This is a genomic window from Vibrio sp. zbq_1, from assembly GCF_043102935.1.
GTDB classification, from domain to species: domain Bacteria; phylum Pseudomonadota; class Gammaproteobacteria; order Enterobacterales; family Vibrionaceae; genus Vibrio; species Vibrio parahaemolyticus.
In genome coordinates, this window is the sequence record NZ_JBICJH010000037.1 from 1 (window position 1) to 17,487 (window position 17,487).

At 47.3% G+C, this 17,487-nt stretch carries 15 protein-coding genes; 6 read left to right on the forward strand and 9 right to left on the reverse strand.

Annotation, left to right across the window (positions count from 1 at the left end):
- Positions 1-284: 284 nt before the first annotated feature.
- The 6 genes from fre to trxA form a co-directional block, all read right to left on the reverse strand.
- On the reverse strand, positions 285-998 hold the full coding sequence (fre, locus tag ACF8CV_RS17250) for an NAD(P)H-flavin reductase (protein ID WP_005459134.1): 714 nt from the start codon (positions 996-998) through the stop codon (positions 285-287).
- Positions 999-1,012: 14 nt separating this feature from the next.
- Positions 1,013-1,282: a 2Fe-2S iron-sulfur cluster-binding protein gene (locus ACF8CV_RS17255; protein ID WP_005459133.1), complete on the reverse strand. Its 270-nt coding sequence runs from the start codon at positions 1,280-1,282 to the stop codon at positions 1,013-1,015.
- Entirely contained in the window at positions 1,279-3,132 is a 1,854-nt protein-coding gene (ubiD, locus tag ACF8CV_RS17260) for a 4-hydroxy-3-polyprenylbenzoate decarboxylase (RefSeq protein WP_029844096.1), read from the reverse strand. The genes ACF8CV_RS17255 and ubiD overlap by 4 nt, the downstream gene beginning before the upstream one ends.
- A 91-nt stretch (positions 3,133-3,223) precedes the next feature.
- A complete protein-coding gene (locus tag ACF8CV_RS17265) occupies positions 3,224-4,216 on the reverse strand; it encodes a hypothetical protein (protein ID WP_005480957.1) in 993 nt (330 codons plus the stop codon).
- Positions 4,217-4,323: 107 nt separating this feature from the next.
- Entirely contained in the window at positions 4,324-5,583 is a 1,260-nt protein-coding gene (gene rho / locus ACF8CV_RS17270) for a transcription termination factor Rho (protein WP_005378757.1), read from the reverse strand.
- 196 nt (positions 5,584-5,779) lie between these two features.
- Positions 5,780-6,106, reverse strand: coding sequence for a thioredoxin TrxA (gene trxA / locus ACF8CV_RS17275; RefSeq protein ID WP_005458583.1), 327 nt, complete (start codon positions 6,104-6,106; stop codon positions 5,780-5,782).
- Between the two features lie 111 nt (positions 6,107-6,217).
- Here trxA and rhlB point away from each other — a divergent pair, with 111 nt between their 5' ends.
- Both rhlB and gppA read left to right on the forward strand, forming a co-directional pair.
- Positions 6,218-7,531 (forward strand): ATP-dependent RNA helicase RhlB, encoded by a 1,314-nt coding sequence (rhlB, locus tag ACF8CV_RS17280; protein WP_005458582.1) that lies wholly within the window; start codon positions 6,218-6,220, stop codon positions 7,529-7,531.
- Positions 7,532-7,550: 19 nt separating this feature from the next.
- The gene (gene gppA / locus ACF8CV_RS17285; protein WP_005480964.1) at positions 7,551-9,044 is read left to right on the forward strand and encodes a guanosine-5'-triphosphate,3'-diphosphate diphosphatase; all 1,494 of its coding nucleotides are present in this window, start codon (positions 7,551-7,553) and stop codon (positions 9,042-9,044) included.
- Between the two features lie 196 nt (positions 9,045-9,240).
- On the opposite strand, the gene ACF8CV_RS17290 is transcribed toward gppA, so the two are convergent.
- The 3 genes from ACF8CV_RS17290 to recQ all read right to left on the reverse strand — a co-directional run bounded on the left by ACF8CV_RS17290 (position 9,241) and on the right by recQ (position 12,353).
- Complete coding sequence (locus ACF8CV_RS17290) at positions 9,241-9,909, reverse strand: 7-cyano-7-deazaguanine/7-aminomethyl-7-deazaguanine transporter (RefSeq protein WP_023585902.1); 669 nt, start codon at positions 9,907-9,909, stop codon at positions 9,241-9,243.
- Between the two features lie 293 nt (positions 9,910-10,202).
- Complete coding sequence (locus tag ACF8CV_RS17295; RefSeq protein WP_005458579.1) at positions 10,203-10,508, reverse strand: DUF3630 family protein; 306 nt, start codon at positions 10,506-10,508, stop codon at positions 10,203-10,205.
- Between the two features lie 9 nt (positions 10,509-10,517).
- Positions 10,518-12,353: an ATP-dependent DNA helicase RecQ gene (recQ, locus tag ACF8CV_RS17300; protein WP_025507678.1), complete on the reverse strand. Its 1,836-nt coding sequence runs from the start codon at positions 12,351-12,353 to the stop codon at positions 10,518-10,520.
- Positions 12,354-12,527: 174 nt separating this feature from the next.
- Here recQ and rarD point away from each other — a divergent pair, with 174 nt between their 5' ends.
- The 4 genes from rarD to ggt all read left to right on the forward strand — a co-directional run bounded on the left by rarD (position 12,528) and on the right by ggt (position 16,936).
- A complete protein-coding gene (rarD, locus tag ACF8CV_RS17305) occupies positions 12,528-13,442 on the forward strand; it encodes an EamA family transporter RarD (RefSeq protein WP_005497386.1) in 915 nt (304 codons plus the stop codon).
- Between the two features lie 74 nt (positions 13,443-13,516).
- The gene (locus ACF8CV_RS17310; RefSeq protein WP_005458575.1) at positions 13,517-14,314 is read left to right on the forward strand and encodes an AraC family transcriptional regulator; all 798 of its coding nucleotides are present in this window, start codon (positions 13,517-13,519) and stop codon (positions 14,312-14,314) included.
- A gap of 91 nt (positions 14,315-14,405) precedes the next feature.
- Positions 14,406-15,065, forward strand: a complete 660-nt coding sequence (locus tag ACF8CV_RS17315; protein WP_024703601.1) for a LysE family translocator — start codon at positions 14,406-14,408, stop codon at positions 15,063-15,065.
- Between the two features lie 110 nt (positions 15,066-15,175).
- The gene (gene ggt, locus ACF8CV_RS17320) at positions 15,176-16,936 is read left to right on the forward strand and encodes a gamma-glutamyltransferase (protein ID WP_138938225.1); all 1,761 of its coding nucleotides are present in this window, start codon (positions 15,176-15,178) and stop codon (positions 16,934-16,936) included.
- Positions 16,937-17,487 lie beyond the last annotated feature (551 nt).

The following is a 17,487-nucleotide window of genomic DNA, read 5'->3' on the forward strand; positions in this document are numbered from 1 at the left end:
TCTGCGAGAAGTTTTTCTCTCAAAGCGGAGGTGCATTCTAGCGAGATAATTGAAAGAGTCAAACACTTTTTTCAATTTATTTTCTCAGAAGCTTTTTACCTCTCCGACCCTGCTGAAGCCTTATCGCGCCTGCCGTGTCGGTGGATGCGCATTATAGGGAGTTGAGTTCCGAGCGCAACCCTTTTTTGAAAAAAAATGGATAAAACTAGCTGTTCGATGACTATTTCATCAAAAAAGCAAAAAAGAGGGTAAAAAACCCTCTTTTTCTACCTGAAACGCGGAATTTAAATGAATGCGTACGCGTCTGCAAACATACGTTCACTCTTCGCTTTTTTATTCTGAGTGAATTGCTCACGTGCTGCGCCCGCCATTTCAAAACGACCTGCAATATAGATATCGTAGTTTTCTAGGCTTTCGAAATCATCACTCACGGCTTGTAGTACATTACCGACTTTCCCTTGCCAATCTGCTGGGGCTTCCTCAACAACCGGAACAAAGTGAACATTTGCGTATTTCTGTGCAAGTTCGAGCAATTCGTCTTTCGCATACAGCTGGCAATTATCACGAGCACCCCAGTATAAATAGATAGGGTTGGTTTTATTCTGCGCTACGCAATGATCCAGAATCGAACGTACGTAACTAAAACCTGTACCACCAGCGATCAATAACAGCGGTCGTTCACTGTCTTCTTGTACCCACGCATCACCGTGCGGCGCATCGATTTCAATATCATTACCTGTTTCTAACGCAGCTTTCATCGCTTCGACAACTTCGATGGCGTAAGCGTTGTGTTCAGCAGCTCCGATATGAAGCTCTAATTCGCCTTCATGTCGGCAAGGGCTGCTTGCAATCGAGAATGGGCGTTTGTCCTTTTCTCCCATCACAACCATCAGGTATTGGCCAGCTTTAAACGCAACTGGAGACTCAGGGTGCAGTAGAATTTGGTAAGTATTACAAGCTAACGGCTGAATAGACTTTACTTTACATTGGATGGTCATGGTGTTCCTCTCGCTTACTCATCAAAAGTAAGCACTAAATTACTTTCTGTATAGGCTTGGCAAGGGAATATCCAACCTTGCTGCTGCTCTTTATTGGTTAGCATGGGTTCGAGGTGATATGTCACCTCGCCCGATAGCTTTTTACACATGCACATGGCACAAGCGCCAACTTGGCAACGATGTGGGAAGCGAATATTGTTGTTGAGCGCGGCTTCCAACACCGTTTCCCCTTCTTTAACCTCAAATGTTACGTCTATAGGCAGAAGGTGGACTTGATGACTCATAGAATACCTAACTGGTCCCAAATCTCATCGACTTTAGCCACAAGTTTAGGATCTTTTTTAATTGGCGTACCCCACTCACGCGTGACTTCAGATTCGAACTTGTTAGTCGCATCCAGTCCGAGTTTGGACGAACTTTCTGCCTTACCTGATACTTGAGTGGTATCTCTATCCGGATCCATACGAGTGGTCACCGCCCAAATGATGTCATTCCAATCTCGCGCATTGACGTCCTCATCACACAAGATAACGAACTTGTTGTCGGTGTATTGCGCGAAGAAGTCCCACAGGTATTCCATTAATGCTTGAGATTGGCCCGCTTGGTCTTTCTTCATCGTAACGACGGCAAAACGATTATTGGTTGTTTGCGGTAGATAGATATCAATGATCTCTGGACGCTGTTGTTTCAGTGATTCCAAATCGGCTTCTGTTATTACTTTACTGTCTTGCTTACTGATTTGGGGACGTGTTGCAAGTTCCGCATCCCATTTGATAGTCGCATCTAGTCCCATTTTGGAACCTAACCCCACCACTGGCGACGCAAAGTCGAGAGAATCGATTGGCGTGTTGTCTATCATCAAGGTATCGCGCACTGGATCCATATGTTCGGTCATCGCTTTGACGACGTCATTCCAGTCGCGCGCATTTACCGACTCATCACACACAATCACAAACTTGGTGTACATGAACTGACGCAAGAAGGACCAAACCCCCATCATCACGCGTTTCGCATGACCTGGGTATTGCTTCTTCATGGTTACAACGGCCATGCGATACGAACAACCTTCTGGCGGTAGGTAGAAGTCTTCAATCTCAGGGAATTGCTTTTGCAGAATTGGCACGAATACTTCATTCAGTGCCACGCCTAATACCGCCGGCTCATCTGGTGGACGACCAGTATAGGTACTGTGATAAATTGGGTCTTTACGCATGGTGATGTGCGTAATGGTAAAGACGTGATGCTTTTCTTTTTCGTTATAGTAGCCAGTGTGATCGCCGTAAGGGCCTTCATCGGCAAACTCGTTCGGATCGATGTATCCTTCCATGACGATTTCAGCACTTGCTGGGACTTCCAAATCGTTACTTATGGATTTGACCACTTCGGTTTTACTGCCACGCAGCAAACCAGCAAAGGCATATTCTGATAACGTATCCGGCACTGGCGTCACCGCACCAAGGATAGTGGCAGGGTCGGCACCAAACGCCACGGAAACTGGGAACGGCTTACCCGGGTTGGTTTCCATCCAATCACGCAAATCTAACGCGCCACCACGGTGAGCTAGCCAACGCATGATGATTTTGTTTTTGGCGATTTTTTGTTGGCGGTAGATACCGAGGTTCTGGCGTTTTTTATTCGGCCCTTTGGTGACCGTCAAACCCCACGTTAATAATGGTGCTACGTCTTCCGCCCAACAACTCATCACCGGAATTTTATCCAAATCGACTTCGTCACCTTGCCACACAATGTCTTGGCATGGCGCTTTACGCAGTCGCTTGGCTGGCATATTCAACACTTGCTTGAATACTGGCAGTTTTTCCAATGCGTCTTTGAAGCCTTTTGGTGGCTCAGGTTCTTTTAAATAAGCCAGCAGTTTGCCGACTTCGCGTAACTCTTTTACGTCTTCGCGTCCCATACCTATCGCGACACGCTCTGGCGTACCAAACAGGTTGGTCAGAACAGGAACGTTGTAGCCGATTGGATTTTCAAACAACAACGCAGGGCCACCAGCACGTAAGGTGCGGTCGCTGATCTCTGTCATTTCGTAAGCGGGATCGACAGGGTGAGTAATGCGTTTAAGTCGACCTTTCTGTTCTAGATGGTCGATAAATTCGCGTAAATCCTTAAAACTCATAGGCCTTCATGCTGGCTGATTAAACTGTCCGCAGTATAACAAATAGGAGGACGCTAAGATCCTCCTATTTTGTGTGGGTATGTGAGCAGGGTTACTTTAATACTTGCTCGATCTGACGAGCCTTTACTTGGCGGTTACTTGAAATTAATTCTTCAAGCCATGTTTGGTGGCCTTGTTGAGCCAGTTGACGAGCGACCAGTGTCGCTTCTTCAGATAATGCCATTTTCGCAATAAGAAACTGTTTCACTTCCGGCGATAATGGATTGGATTTGGTGAGTAAGCGAATCGCGTGAGGTTTGAGGCTTGGGTTGATCGTGGCATTCATCAACTGCTGCAAAGAGAAAGCATCTCCTGTATCAGCTAAGCGCTTGAGTTCCTGTTGGCTATTGTAATCGGCGCGCATTCGCCATAGTAAATCGTACATGGCTTTGTCTTGGCTGACTTGCGCCATACGAACGACCACTGCTGTGGACGGTAGCCAACTGGTGACATTCGCTTGAGTTAACTGCGTCGTTAAGGCTTTTAACGCACTTGGCGATAAGCTATCTAGCTCACGAATGAGCAAGGATTCTCTCGTCTGAATTTGTTGAGACGTCCCCGTTAACCACTGCTGCAGGTTTAGCTCTTTTCGTTCAGCTTGCAGCACAAAATCTAACGTGCTTTGGTCTTGTTTCCAACGCTTAATTAAACGACTCGCAATCGCTGGGTAATTGAATGCGGGTACACTGAATTCATAGCCATCGCCTCGCTCCAACATTTGATACGTTGGTGTCAAACGAACTTGCGATTCCACGAACAGTGCCATGCGCGGGGTAAGTATGATGTTTTGCTGTTCTAATTTTTCCAACAGGCGAAAACGCACCACTTCTTGCTGAGGAAAAGCGAGCCGATCGAGGGAAAATTTAAGCGAATCAACCTCATCTCTGACCACGTACTCAAGGAGTTCAGAAACTTTGGTTTGAATTTGAGTATCCTGAAGCCACTGTTCTACCACAGACTCCTGCATTTCCTTCGCAGAAACGGCCACGGGTAGAGTGAGCAGTGACAAGCTCAGGAGTAATGACGACAACATTCCTTGTTGCATGTTAACCTCCCGATAACATTTGTTCTCATTCTGCTGCTTCTATTGATAGAAAGCAATAAAAAAGCCACCATTTTTGTGGTGGCTTTTTCAAAATAAGAACTCAGTTATTACTGACGACGCATCGCATCGAAGAACTCATCATTCGTCTTCGTCATTGCTAGCTTATCGATTAGGAATTCCATTGCGTCGATTTCGCCCATTGGGTGAACGATCTTACGCAGAATCCACATCTTCTGTAGTTCGTCAGTCTTCGTCAGTAGCTCTTCACGACGTGTACCAGAGCGGTTGAAGTCAATCGCAGGGAATACACGCTTCTCAGCAATCTTACGGTTCAAGTGCAGTTCCATGTTACCTGTACCCTTGAACTCTTCGTAGATAACTTCATCCATCTTAGAACCAGTATCGACTAGTGCCGTTGCGATGATGGTTAGGCTGCCGCCTTCTTCTACGTTACGTGCCGCACCGAAGAAACGCTTAGGACGGTGCAATGCGTTTGCATCCACACCACCTGTTAGTACTTTACCCGATGAAGGCACTACGGTGTTGTAAGCACGAGCTAGACGAGTGATAGAGTCAAGCAGGATAACAACGTCTTTCTTGTGTTCAACAAGACGTTTTGCTTTCTCGATTACCATTTCTGCCACTTGTACGTGACGAGATGCTGGCTCATCGAACGTTGACGCGACTACTTCACCTTTAACTAGACGCTGCATCTCTGTTACTTCTTCTGGACGTTCGTCGATAAGAAGTACCATCAACTCACACTCTGGATGGTTGTATGCGATGCTTTGAGCGATATTTTGCAGAAGCATTGTCTTACCCGCTTTTGGCGGAGCAACAATCAGACCACGTTGACCCTTACCGATAGGCGATGCCAAGTCTAAAACACGTGCTGTGATGTCTTCTGTAGAACCGTTACCACGCTCCATTACCATGCGTTCATTCGCATGCAGAGGGGTAAGGTTTTCAAATAGGATCTTGTTACGAGCGTTGTCTGGTTTGTCGTCGTTAACTGTATTGACTTTTAGAAGGGCAAAGTAGCGTTCACCGTCTTTTGGTGGGCGAATTTTACCAGCAATTGAGTCACCAGTACGTAGGTTAAAACGACGAATCTGACTTGGTGATACGTAGATGTCGTCCGGACCAGCAAGGTACGAACTGTCTGCACTGCGTAGGAAACCAAAGCCGTCTTGCAGAATTTCCAGAACCCCATCGCCAAAGATGTCTTCGCCGCCTTTAGCGTGCGCTTTTAAAATCGCGAAGATGATGTCTTGTTTTCTTAAGCGAGCTAGGTTCTCTAGTCCTAAGCTTTCGCCCAGTTTTACAAGGTCAGACACAGGTCTGTTCTTCAGTTCGGTAAGGTTCATGGTGGTGGATTCTTGTTTAGTCAAAATAAGATCTGTTTTCTAGTTAAGATGGATTTGGTCTCAGGATCGACCAAGAAGAGAAATTTGTTCAATTAACGCGCGATAAGTTAGCACTAATTAATATTCTAGTCCAGAGTTAGAAAAACAAAACCGCGCATTGTTACATTGCACGGTTTTATCTGTAATCACTTGGTGATTATAAGTTTGCGTCCAAGAACTCTTTAAGCTGAGTCTTAGACAAAGCACCAACTTTCGTTGCCGCTACGTTGCCGTCTTTGAATAACAGTAGCGTTGGAATACCGCGAATACCAAACTTAGGCGGCGTGCCTGCGTTATGGTCGATGTTTAGTTTACCGATAGTGAGTTTGCCTTCGTACTCTTCAGCGATTTCGTCCAGGATAGGAGCGATCATTTTACAAGGACCACACCATTCTGCCCAAAAATCTACGAGAACTGGGCCTGCAGCATTGATTACATCGTTTTCAAAACCGTCATCAGTTAGCTGCAAAATCTTATCACTCATCTTCCACTCCAATGTGTTTTTCGAAACTGGTTGGATGATAACCAGTAATTAGATGCCCTATTGGAATGTATTTACTTTCGTATTGCAAGCTTTAGCTGATATTCTATAGCCATGAAAAAGACGCATATCACAGAGCAAAAGTTCGCCGATTTGGGTTTACAGCCCCAAGTTACTGAAGGATTGGAAAAAAAAGGGTTCGAATATTGTACCCCTATCCAAGCCTTGGCGTTGCCGGTACTGCTCACCGGCCAAGACATCGCAGGCCAGGCCCAAACGGGCACTGGTAAAACGCTTGCGTTTTTAACTGCAACCTTCAACCACCTACTTACTACACCTGAGCACGAAGGCCGCCAACCAACGCAACCGCGCGCAATTATTATGGCGCCAACGCGTGAGCTAGCGATTCAGATCTTCAACGATGCTGAACCGCTGATTGCAAGCACAGGTCTAAAAGCAGCATTAGCTTACGGTGGCGAAAGCTACGATAAGCAACTTGCGAAGCTACAAGATGGCGTAGACATTCTTATCGGCACGACTGGCCGTATCATCGATTTCTACAAACAGCGCGTTTTCAACCTAAACAACATTCAAGCAGTTGTGTTAGATGAAGCCGACCGCATGTTCGATCTTGGCTTTATTAAAGACATTCGTTTCTTGTTCCGTCGTATGCCTGAGCCAAAAGAGCGTTTGAACATGTTGTTCTCTGCGACTTTGTCTTACCGCGTGCAAGAGTTGGCTTTCGAGCATATGCACAATCCTGAGCATGTTGTGGTTGAGCCAGCACAAAAAACCGGTCACCGTATCCAAGAAGAGCTGTTCTACCCATCTAATGAAGACAAGATGGCTCTACTTCAAACTCTGATTGAAGAAGAATGGCCAGATCGCGCAATCGTGTTTGCGAACACCAAACATAAATGTGAGTCAGTTTGGGGCCACTTGGCGGCAGATGGTCACCGCGTTGGCCTATTAACAGGTGATGTTCCACAGAAGAAACGTGAAAAGATTCTTGAGCAATTTACTAAAGGTGATGTCGACATTCTTGTTGCGACTGACGTTGCAGCCCGTGGGCTACACATTCCTCAAGTAACGCACGTATTCAACTATGACCTACCTGACGATTGTGAAGATTACGTACACCGCATTGGTCGTACGGGTCGTGCGGGCGCGAGCGGTCATTCAATCAGCTTTGCGTGTGAAGAATACGCAATCAACTTGCCTGCGATTGAAGAATACATCGAACACACCATTCCTGTGTCGGAATACGATGCATCAGCTCTGATTCAAGATCTGCCTGCGCCAATCCGCATGCGTGCGCCGCGCGTTCAGCAACGCCGCACCAACACCGGTGGTACTCGCTCTGGTAACCGTAAGCCTCAAGGACGCCGTCCTCGTCAGCCACGTCAATCAGCGCCGAAACAATCATAAAAGGAAACTGAAGTCGTTTATGAGTCAAGCAGGATCATCACCGCTATACGCAGCCATCGACCTCGGGTCGAACAGTTTTCACATGCTCGTTGTGCGTCACATCGATGGCAGCGTTCAAACAATGGCTAAAATTAAGCGCAAAGTTCGTCTAGCGGCGGGCTTAGATGAACATAATTCTCTTAGTATGGAAGCTATGCAGCGAGGATGGGACTGCTTAAGTCTATTTGCGGAACGCTTGCAGGATATTCCTACACAAAACATTCGCATTGTCGGCACTGCGACTTTACGTACTGCCACCAATGTGGATGTATTTCTAGAGAAAGCGAACCAGATTCTGGGGCAGCCAATCGAAGTCATCTCTGGTGAAGAAGAAGCAGCCACTATCTATAAAGGTGTTGCCCACACGTCAGGTGGTAGTGGTCGTCGCCTTGTGGTTGATATTGGTGGCGCGAGCACTGAGCTGATTATTGGCGAAGGTTTTGAAGCGAAAGCCCTCACCAGCCTAAAAATGGGCTGCGTGACATGGTTGGAGAACTTCTTTAAAGATCGCCAACTGAATGCCCGTAACTTCGAAGCTGCGATTGAAGGCGCAAAGCAAACCATCAAGCCAATCTTAGAACAGTACACCGATCTTGGTTGGGATGTGTGCGTAGGTGCATCTGGTACCGTTCAGGCGCTACAAGAAATCATGCTGGCGCAGGGTATGGACGAAGTAATTACTCACTCCAAACTTAAGCGTTTACAAAAGCAAGCCATGCTAGCCGATCATTTGGAAGAGCTCGACATCGAAGGTTTAACGCTTGAGCGTGCCTTGGTCTTCCCTAGCGGCCTGTCTATTCTTATCGCGATTTTCGAGTTACTTGAAATCGATGCGATGACACTCGCGGGCGGCGCACTGCGTGAAGGCTTGGTTTATGAAATGGTCGACGAGCTGCGTCAAAATGACATTCGTGCTCGCACCATTTGTAGCGTGCAAAGCCGTTATCAGCTTGATTGCCAATATGGTGAACAAGTGGCAACGCTGGCAGGTAAACTTTTAGAGCAAGCCGGTGGCGATGAATGGATTGCTGAGCCTCAAGGTAAAGTTCTGCTCGAAACCACAGCAAAATTGCACGAAATTGGCCTAACCATCGACTTTAAAAAAGGCGGTGAACATAGTGCTTACTTACTGCAAAACCTCGATTTGCCAGGCTATACACGTGCGCAGAAGTTCTTTATTGGTGAAATTGCACGCCGTTACCGCGAGCAGCTAAGCTCACTACCAGAGCAACATGCTATATCTGGAACAAGTGCCAAACGCGTGCTGCGTTTGCTGCGTCTTGCGGTTCTACTGACCCACCGCCGCAACCCAAGCTTAGAACCACAAGTCGAGCTATTGGCTGAAGGTGATAAACTGACGTTGAGCATTGATGCGAAATGGCTAGAAGCTAATCCGCTTACGGCTGCTGAGTTAGAAATAGAATCGAACCGTCAAACAGACATTGGTTGGCCATTAACGATTACCGCTTGCTAATGATTGTTATCGAGTAAAAAGGCTCCTTATGGAGCCTTTTTGTTATTTGGCATTCCAATGCACAGTGCTTGGAGCTATAGAACACCCATGATCTTATTGCTCCTTGTGCTGTACAACGAGACTTGTACCCGTCCTTCAAATACAAAAAAGCCGCTGGATTCAGCGGCTTTTTGTTATTCACATTCAATCAGCGAGATTACGCAGCCGTACTCACTTTGAAGTCTGGGTTTACTGCGGTTAGCTTCTTAATCAGATAATTCAGTAATACACCGTACATTGGGACAAACAAGCCAAGGCTGATCACCAACTTGAAGCCGTAATCCACCAGCGCGATTTCCGTCCAGTGCTCAGCCATAAATGGATCTGGACTTTGGTAGAACGCAATCGCAAAGAACGCGATGGTATCTAGCGCATTACCAAAGAGTGTCGAACACGTTGGTGCTACCCACCACTGCTTCATTTGGCGTAGACGGTTGAACACATGCACATCCATGATCTGACCAAGTAAGTAAGCCATGAAACTCGCAATCGCAATACGTGCGACAAACAGGTTAAATTCCCCGAGATGGCTAAAACCTTGGAACTGACCTTCAAAGAACACAACCGACAGGAAATAAGACACCGCTAACGCAGGCAACATCACTAAGAAGATGATCTTACGCGCTAAATGAGCACCAAAAATACGAACGGTTAAGTCTGTCGCTAGGAAGATAAATGGGAAGGTGAATGCGCCCCAAGTGGTGTGCAGACCGAAGATAGTAAACGGTAGCTGAACCAGATAATTGCTGGATGCAATAATGACTAGATGGAATAAAACCAGATAGATAAGGGCATTGCGCTGCTGCGCAGGGGTAAAGTTACTCATGCGATACCTTTTTAGTTTGGTTTGGGGGCGAGGGAACCCAAATCGAGCATTTTCAGTAACGAAAACAACTCTTACCAACAATGTAAAATGAAAATTCAAATCGGCTTCACTCATTCCAAGCGAAGCGGTGGGCGATTATACATTAACCAATTGCGCTCGCAAGCGGTGCTTTTTACGCAAACGTTTATCCGATAATTTCACCTTTGCACCAAAGAATTGGGCGAAAAACGAAAAAGGGTGTTTCATGTGAAACACCCTATAAGGAAATGATTTAAAGAGTTGATAAGTTGAGTTTAGAAGCCGCGTTGAAATAATCCGGCAAGATAATCGAGCTCTTCCCTGCTCTCTTCAATGTTCAGCGCTTCAAACCAAATCGCTTCACTGTAATGCTCCGCTTTCATAAATAAGCGGCAACCTTCAAAGTCGATCAGCCAAGAGTGGATATCCGCATCCCACTGTTTTTCGATTACCGTCGCAGAGAGTAAACCCACCAAACGCTCACCTAACGCCGGAAAGGTGTCTAAATCAAATCTTGGGGCTGCAATCAGCAAACGACCTTCTTCGGCAATGTATTCTGTTAGGCCAAATTCCTTCTGCATTTTGGTTCCTTATCCGTGGTGAGTGATGTGTTCTTGAATCAGATCCAAGAATGGATCGGCATATTTTTCTAATTTACGTTGACCTACCCCGCTCACCGCCAGCATTTCGCCATACGACGTTGGCAGAATCTCCGCCATATCAATCAAGGTCGCATCACTAAATACAACGTATGGTGGTAAGCCATCTTCATCGGCAATCGACTTACGCAGCTTGCGTAATTTCGCAAACAGCTTCTTATCGTAGTTTTTGCTGGTCAGTTTGTCCGACTTCGCAGCGCGTGCTGTGGTATCCAAACGAGGAACCGCTAGCTCGAGCGACACATCCCCGCGCAATAATGGTCGAGCTTCCTCGGTCAGTTGCAACGTCGAGTTTCGAGTAATGTTTTGAAACAGCAGCCCTTTGTGGATTAACTGGCGGAAGATACTCACCCAGTAATCATGGCTGTGATCGCGGCCAATGCCGTATGTAGAGATCTTATCGTGGCCATGTTCACGCACGCGGATATTTTGCATACCACGCAGCACCTCAACCACATACGTCATACCAAAGCTTTGGTTAACGCGGTAAACACACGACAACGCTTTTCGCGCTTCTTCTGTCGCATCAAAATGTTTGGGTGGATCGAGGCAGATATCGCAGTTACCACAAGGCTTCTCGCGGTATTCACCAAAGTAGTTGAGCAGAACCTGACGACGACAGGTTTGCGCTTCCGCAAAGGCACTCATCGCATTAAGTTTATGGCTTTCTACTTGCTTTTGCGGTCCATCGTCTTTTTCATCCAGCATGCGGCGTAGCCAACTGATGTCTGCGGGGTCGTACAACATCATCGCTTCAGCAGGTAAACCATCTCGCCCTGCTCGTCCCGTTTCTTGGTAGTAGGATTCAATATTGCGCGGAATATCAAAGTGCACCACAAAACGGACGTTCGGCTTGTTGATGCCCATACCAAAGGCAACCGTCGCGACCACGATTTGAATGTCATCACGCTGAAACGCCTCTTGAACGTAAGCACGCTCATCAGCGTCCATCCCTGCATGATAGCCCGCCGCACGGATGTGGTTGTTGCACAACTTCTCCGTCACCATTTCGACTTTCTTACGGCTACCACAGTAAATGATGCCGCAATTGCCCTTTTGAGTGTCGAGATAACGAATGATCTGAGAAATCGGCTTATGCTTCTCGACCAGGTTGTAGCGGATATTCGGACGGTCAAAACTGCCTAAGTGGACATGAGGTTCATGCAAACGTAAGCGTTCAAGAATGTCGCGACGTGTAGCGTCATCCGCAGTGGCGGTGAGCGCCATAAATGGCACATGCGAAAAATGCTGCTTTAACTGACCCAGCGCAGCGTATTCAGGACGGAAATCGTGTCCCCACTGTGAGATACAGTGCGCTTCATCCACCGCAATCATCGCCAAAGGCAGATTTTCGAGGCGCTCGATGAAGTCACGCATTAACACGCGTTCTGGTGAGACGTAAACCAATTTGAGTTGACCGCTGTGCATGCGGTTATACACACTCAGCAGCTCTTCACGACTCATGGTGGAGTTCACACACTCTGCCGCAACGCCGTTAGCCTTGAGCTGATCGACCTGGTCTTTCATCAAAGAAATCAGCGGCGAAATCACCAAGGTGATGCCACTACGAACCAACGCAGGTATCTGATAGCAAAGAGATTTGCCACCACCTGTCGGCATGATCACCAGACTGTCTTTGCCCTCGACCGCCGATTCGATGACCTCTTGCTGGCCATCACGAAACGTTTGATAACCGAAAACTTCCTCCAACACACGTTGAGGCGTTACAGGTGAGTCTGATTGTTCGGCTAACAAAGTTGAGGTCATGAAAAATCTCAGATTGGGTGATGTAGAAATGCTTTTGCATGCCACCAGCACACAAAGTGAGGGCACATTGTAATGGGGTTTCATGGCGAATAAAACCGCAAATTGTTAGGTGTTTCACACCACGGCTCGTATACTGATTTTCTGCTCTATAAACACACAATTAGGTGACACTTCATGACACCAGAAGAACAACAGCGCGCGCGGCAAGGTGTCCTGCTTGCGGTTGGCGCGTACACGATGTGGGGCATTGCGCCCATGTACTTTAAATCGATAGCACAAGTGTCTCCTCTCGAGATCCTAAGCCACCGAGTGATTTGGTCTTTCTTTTTGCTTGCCGCACTTCTTCATTTTGGCCGTCACTGGCGCTCGGTTTATCACATCGCCACAGATAAAAAGAAAATCGCGTATTTGCTTTCCAGTTCGGTATTGATTGGTGGCAACTGGCTGATCTTCATTTGGGCGGTTAACTCCAATCACATGCTGGATGCCAGCTTAGGCTATTACATCAACCCGCTGATTAACGTGTTGCTCGGTATGGTGTTCTTGGGCGAACGACTACGTAAGCTGCAATGGTTTGCTGTGGTATTGGCAGGATGTGGCGTTTTGGTGCAGTTGATCGTCTTTGGTTCGGTGCCAATTGTAGCGATGGCGTTGGCGATGAGCTTCGGTTTTTACGGTTTGCTACGTAAGAAAGTCGCGGTGGATGCTCAAACGGGTTTGTTTGTCGAAACGCTAATCTTATTACCCGCTGCCGCCGTTTATCTTCTGTTTATTGCCAGTTCACCAACGGCAAACATGATTGAAAACCCATGGCAGCTCAATACGTTGTTGATTGCAGCAGGTGTGGTGACGACCTTGCCATTGCTGTGCTTCACTGGTGCCGCGACGCGCCTCAAATTATCAACGCTCGGCTTTTTCCAGTACATCGGCCCTAGCCTGATGTTCTTGCTTGCAGTGTTAATTTACGGCGAGACCTTCACGATGGATAAAGCGATTACGTTCGCCTTTATTTGGGGAGCCCTTGTGGTATTTAGCTTCGATGGGCTGCGCAACAATCGCCGTTCACGCCGAGCCATTCAGTCACAGTGATCGTTTTTTACAAGACAAGCTAACAATTGATGGATAAGCTTGGTCATTATGTGACCAAGCTTTTTTTGTATGTAATGGAACAGATTCAATACTACGCGACCGACCATGACCAACTGAGTCTGATCGAGGCGAAATACCAAAAGTTTGCCTTTCAAAGGCACTATCATTTGGATTTTCACCTCGGCTTGATCACGCATGGTGAGCAGAAGTTTCATTATCAAGGCTCTCATCACCAAGTCGGTCATGGGCAAATCGTTATTATGCCGCCCGATGAACTGCACGACGGCCAATCTAAGCTTGCCAGTGGCTATCAAGTGAATGTTTTTTCGATCGAACCACACTTACTTAGCGATCTGGCAGATCTTAAGCAAAATGGTCAAATTATCCGCTTTAATGAGTTGATCATCTCCGATCCACAGATATTTTCACAACTTAGTAACTTACATGCTCTGTTGAGACGCGAAAATCTCAGTCAGTTAACCAAAGATTGTCTGCCTTTTGAGGGATTTAACCAACTTTTTGATCGCTACGGATCGCTGGCAAGGCAAAAAGTCATTCCATTAGGTAAGCAATCTCTCAACACCTTAAAAGATTACTTAATGGCGAACCTCGACCAATCGGTACGGCTGGAGTCTCTTTCTGAGCTTTGCCAGCTAAGCCCGACTCAATTTCAACGCCATTTCAAAGCGCAAACCGGCATGACACCGTATGCGTGGTTTGCCCGTTTACGACTCGAGCAAGGGATGAAGCTGCTACAAGCAGGACAATGCGGTACTGAAGTCGCGCATCAAATTGGTTTTTACGATCAGGCACATTTCAGCAAAGCCTTTAAGCAGACTTATGGCGTCTCTCCGTCTCAAGTCACTCGATAGCAGCACGCTAATCTTAAGCTGTCAGTTTTTTACAAGCGCATGCCACAACAAGCCTCCACAATAGCTGCATTGGTAATCTTTGAGATGTGTTATGAATGAATCCACTATCCTGCTGACATTGGCCAGCATTCACTTTATTGCCTTAATGAGCCCAGGCCCAGACTTCGCATTAGTGGTGCAAAATGCCACGCGTCATGGTCGCCAAACGGGCTTATACATCGCTCTTGGCTTGTCCGTTGGTATTTTGCTGCACTCGTTGTTCAGCCTGACTGGTGTGAGCTACCTTGTGCATCAACATTCTTTGCTGTATTCGGTATTACAACTGCTAGGTGGCAGTTACCTACTTTACCTCGGTGTTGGGGCCCTGCGCGGCGTGATCGCTACGATCAAAAACCCGCAAACGGATCAACAAAATAAAACAAACAGCTTCGTGATCAGCAACAAGCGTCAGGCTTTTGCCAAAGGTTTTGCTACCAACATTCTCAACCCCAAAGCACTGGTTTTCTTCATCAGCTTGATGTCGAGCTTGGTACCAGCCGGAATGTCGGTCTCAGGCAAAAGCATCGCGTTAGTTATCCTGTTCAGCTTGTCTCTGGTTTGGTTTTCCAGCTTGGCGTGGATGCTCTCTACGCAACGTTTACAACGTCGATTACAACAGGCAGGCATCTACATCGATGGCATCTGTGGTGTGGTGTTTACCCTCGTTGGCGGCAGTATCTTGGTGCAAACCATCAGCACATTAATCGGTTAACTCTCTGATTTAAAAGCGTCGCACACCCGACATTTATTAAAAAGCTGACTCGACGATCTTCTCCATGGCTGCCAAGCTGAACAATCAAACTGGCAACATGGAGAGTCATCATGCAATGGACGTTCAACCGACTCGTGTCTACGGGTCTTTTTCTTAGCGCCTCTATCACCCACACCGCGTTTGCAAACCAAGCCACCGATGCGATTGCCCCAGAGCAAAGTACTGGGCTTGAGCACAAACAACTGGTCAAAGCCAAAGACTATATGGTGACAGCAGCGAACCCAATTGCTACCCAAGCAGGTGCTGATATACTGGAGCAAGGCGGCAATGCCATTGATGCTATGGTGGCGGTACAACTGATGCTTGGCTTAGTCGAACCACAGTCTTCCGGCATTGGTGGCGGCGCATTTTTGGTGTATTGGGATGGCGAACAACAAAAGCTCACCACTTATGATGGTCGAGAAACTGCGCCCCTTGCTGCAACCCCAACACTGTTTTTGGACGACCAAGGCCAGCCGCTGCAATTTTATGATGCGGTTGTAGGTGGACGATCTGTCGCGACGCCGGGCACCGTCAAACTGTTGTGGGATACCCACCAAAAATACGGCAAGCTGGAATGGAAAAAGATCATTCAGCCAGTGATCAACTTGGCTGAGGAAGGTTTTGCCGTCAGCCCTCGTCTCGCCAGTTTGATTGCCAACGACGCCGAGCGTTTATCACGTTTTCCGACCACAAAAGCGTATTTCTTTAACGCCGATGGCTCACCAAAAGCCGAAGGCACACGATTAAAGAATCCAGAATACGCGCAAACCTTGCAAGCCATCGCCAAGCAAGGTGCTCAAGCCTTCTATCAAGGTGATATTGCCAAAGACATTATCGCAACCGTGCAAACTGCAGTGGGTAACCCGGGCGTGTTGGCACAACAAGATTTTGATACTTACCGCATCAAACAGAGAGAGCCCGTTTGTGCGGCTTATCAAAGCTACGAAATCTGCGGCATGGGGCCACCAAGCTCAGGCGCGCTAACTGTCGGACAGATCTTGGCTATCACCGAGCAATACGACCTCAAAGGCTGGGGACCAGACAGCGCCAAATCTTGGCAGGTCATTGCGGACGCATCTGGTCTCGCGTTTGCTGATCGCGGTAAGTACATGGCCGATCAAGACTATGTACCCATGCCAACCGAAGGTTTGTTGGACAAAGACTATCTCAAACAACGTGCCGAGCTTATTCAGGTCGGCAAAGCACTGACGAAAGTGGAAGCCGGTAACCCACCGTGGTCACATGCAATGAATCTCAGTATGGATGAATCGATAGAACTTCCTTCCACCAGCCATTTCAACATCGTCGACAAGCAAGGCAATGTGGTTTCAATGACCACCACCATCGAGAACGCTTTTGGCTCGCGCTTAATGGTTCGCGGCTTCCTGCTCAATAACGAGCTGACAGACTTTTCTTTCCGCACTCATCAAGATGGCGCGCCAATCGCCAACCGATTAGAACCGGGCAAACGTCCTCGCTCCTCCATGGCACCGACCATCATCATGAAAGATGATCAACCATACATGGCAATTGGTTCACCGGGCGGCAGTCGCATTATCGGCTACGTGGCACAAGCCATCATTGCTCATACTCAATGGGATATGGACATTCAGCAAGCGATCAACCAACCAAGAGTGTTAAACCGTTTTGGTACTGTCGACCTCGAGCAAGATAGCGCAGCAACTCAGTTGCAACCAGCACTCGAAAAGATGGGCTTTAAGACCGAAATTCGCGATTTGAATTCCGGTTTACACGCCATTCGCATCACTGAAAATGGCTTAGAAGGTGCTGCGGATCCACGCAGAGAAGGTGCAGCCATCGGAAAATAGTAGCCTTTCGCTCGGCCCTTTGTGCGAGATCTCTCACAAAGGGTTGGGTAAAACTCTCTTTTTTAGCAGTAAAAGCACCCCAAACAACCCATAAGCCATTGAATAATATAAATACGTGCAGTTTTTAAACGTTTGCGGAATAAAAAAATGTGAACTTGCACCGTTGTTGGATAGCGCCAAAAACGTAATATTAAACCTGTCGGAAGGATGCTGACACGGAACAGGAAACACCACGGATTTGGTGAACTTCAGGAAGAAGAAACGGTTATTCAGGATGAATAGTCGGGCATGGAATGCAAAACTGGACATTGAACGGAATCAATAGCGACTAGGATGGTTGCTACTAAGGACGGGAAATGGACACCTCTGGACGAGGCAAGGACTGAACATCAGGATGATGTCATGGACACCGCTCAGGGAACAAGTGATGAGAGCTGACGAGGATAGTTAGCAGACCAGGATAAGGTCATCAAGGACACCGCTAGGAAGGCGACGAAAGGATTAAGCTGAAGGAATACAGCACGCTATCAAGGATTCGATGCAAGGAGCAC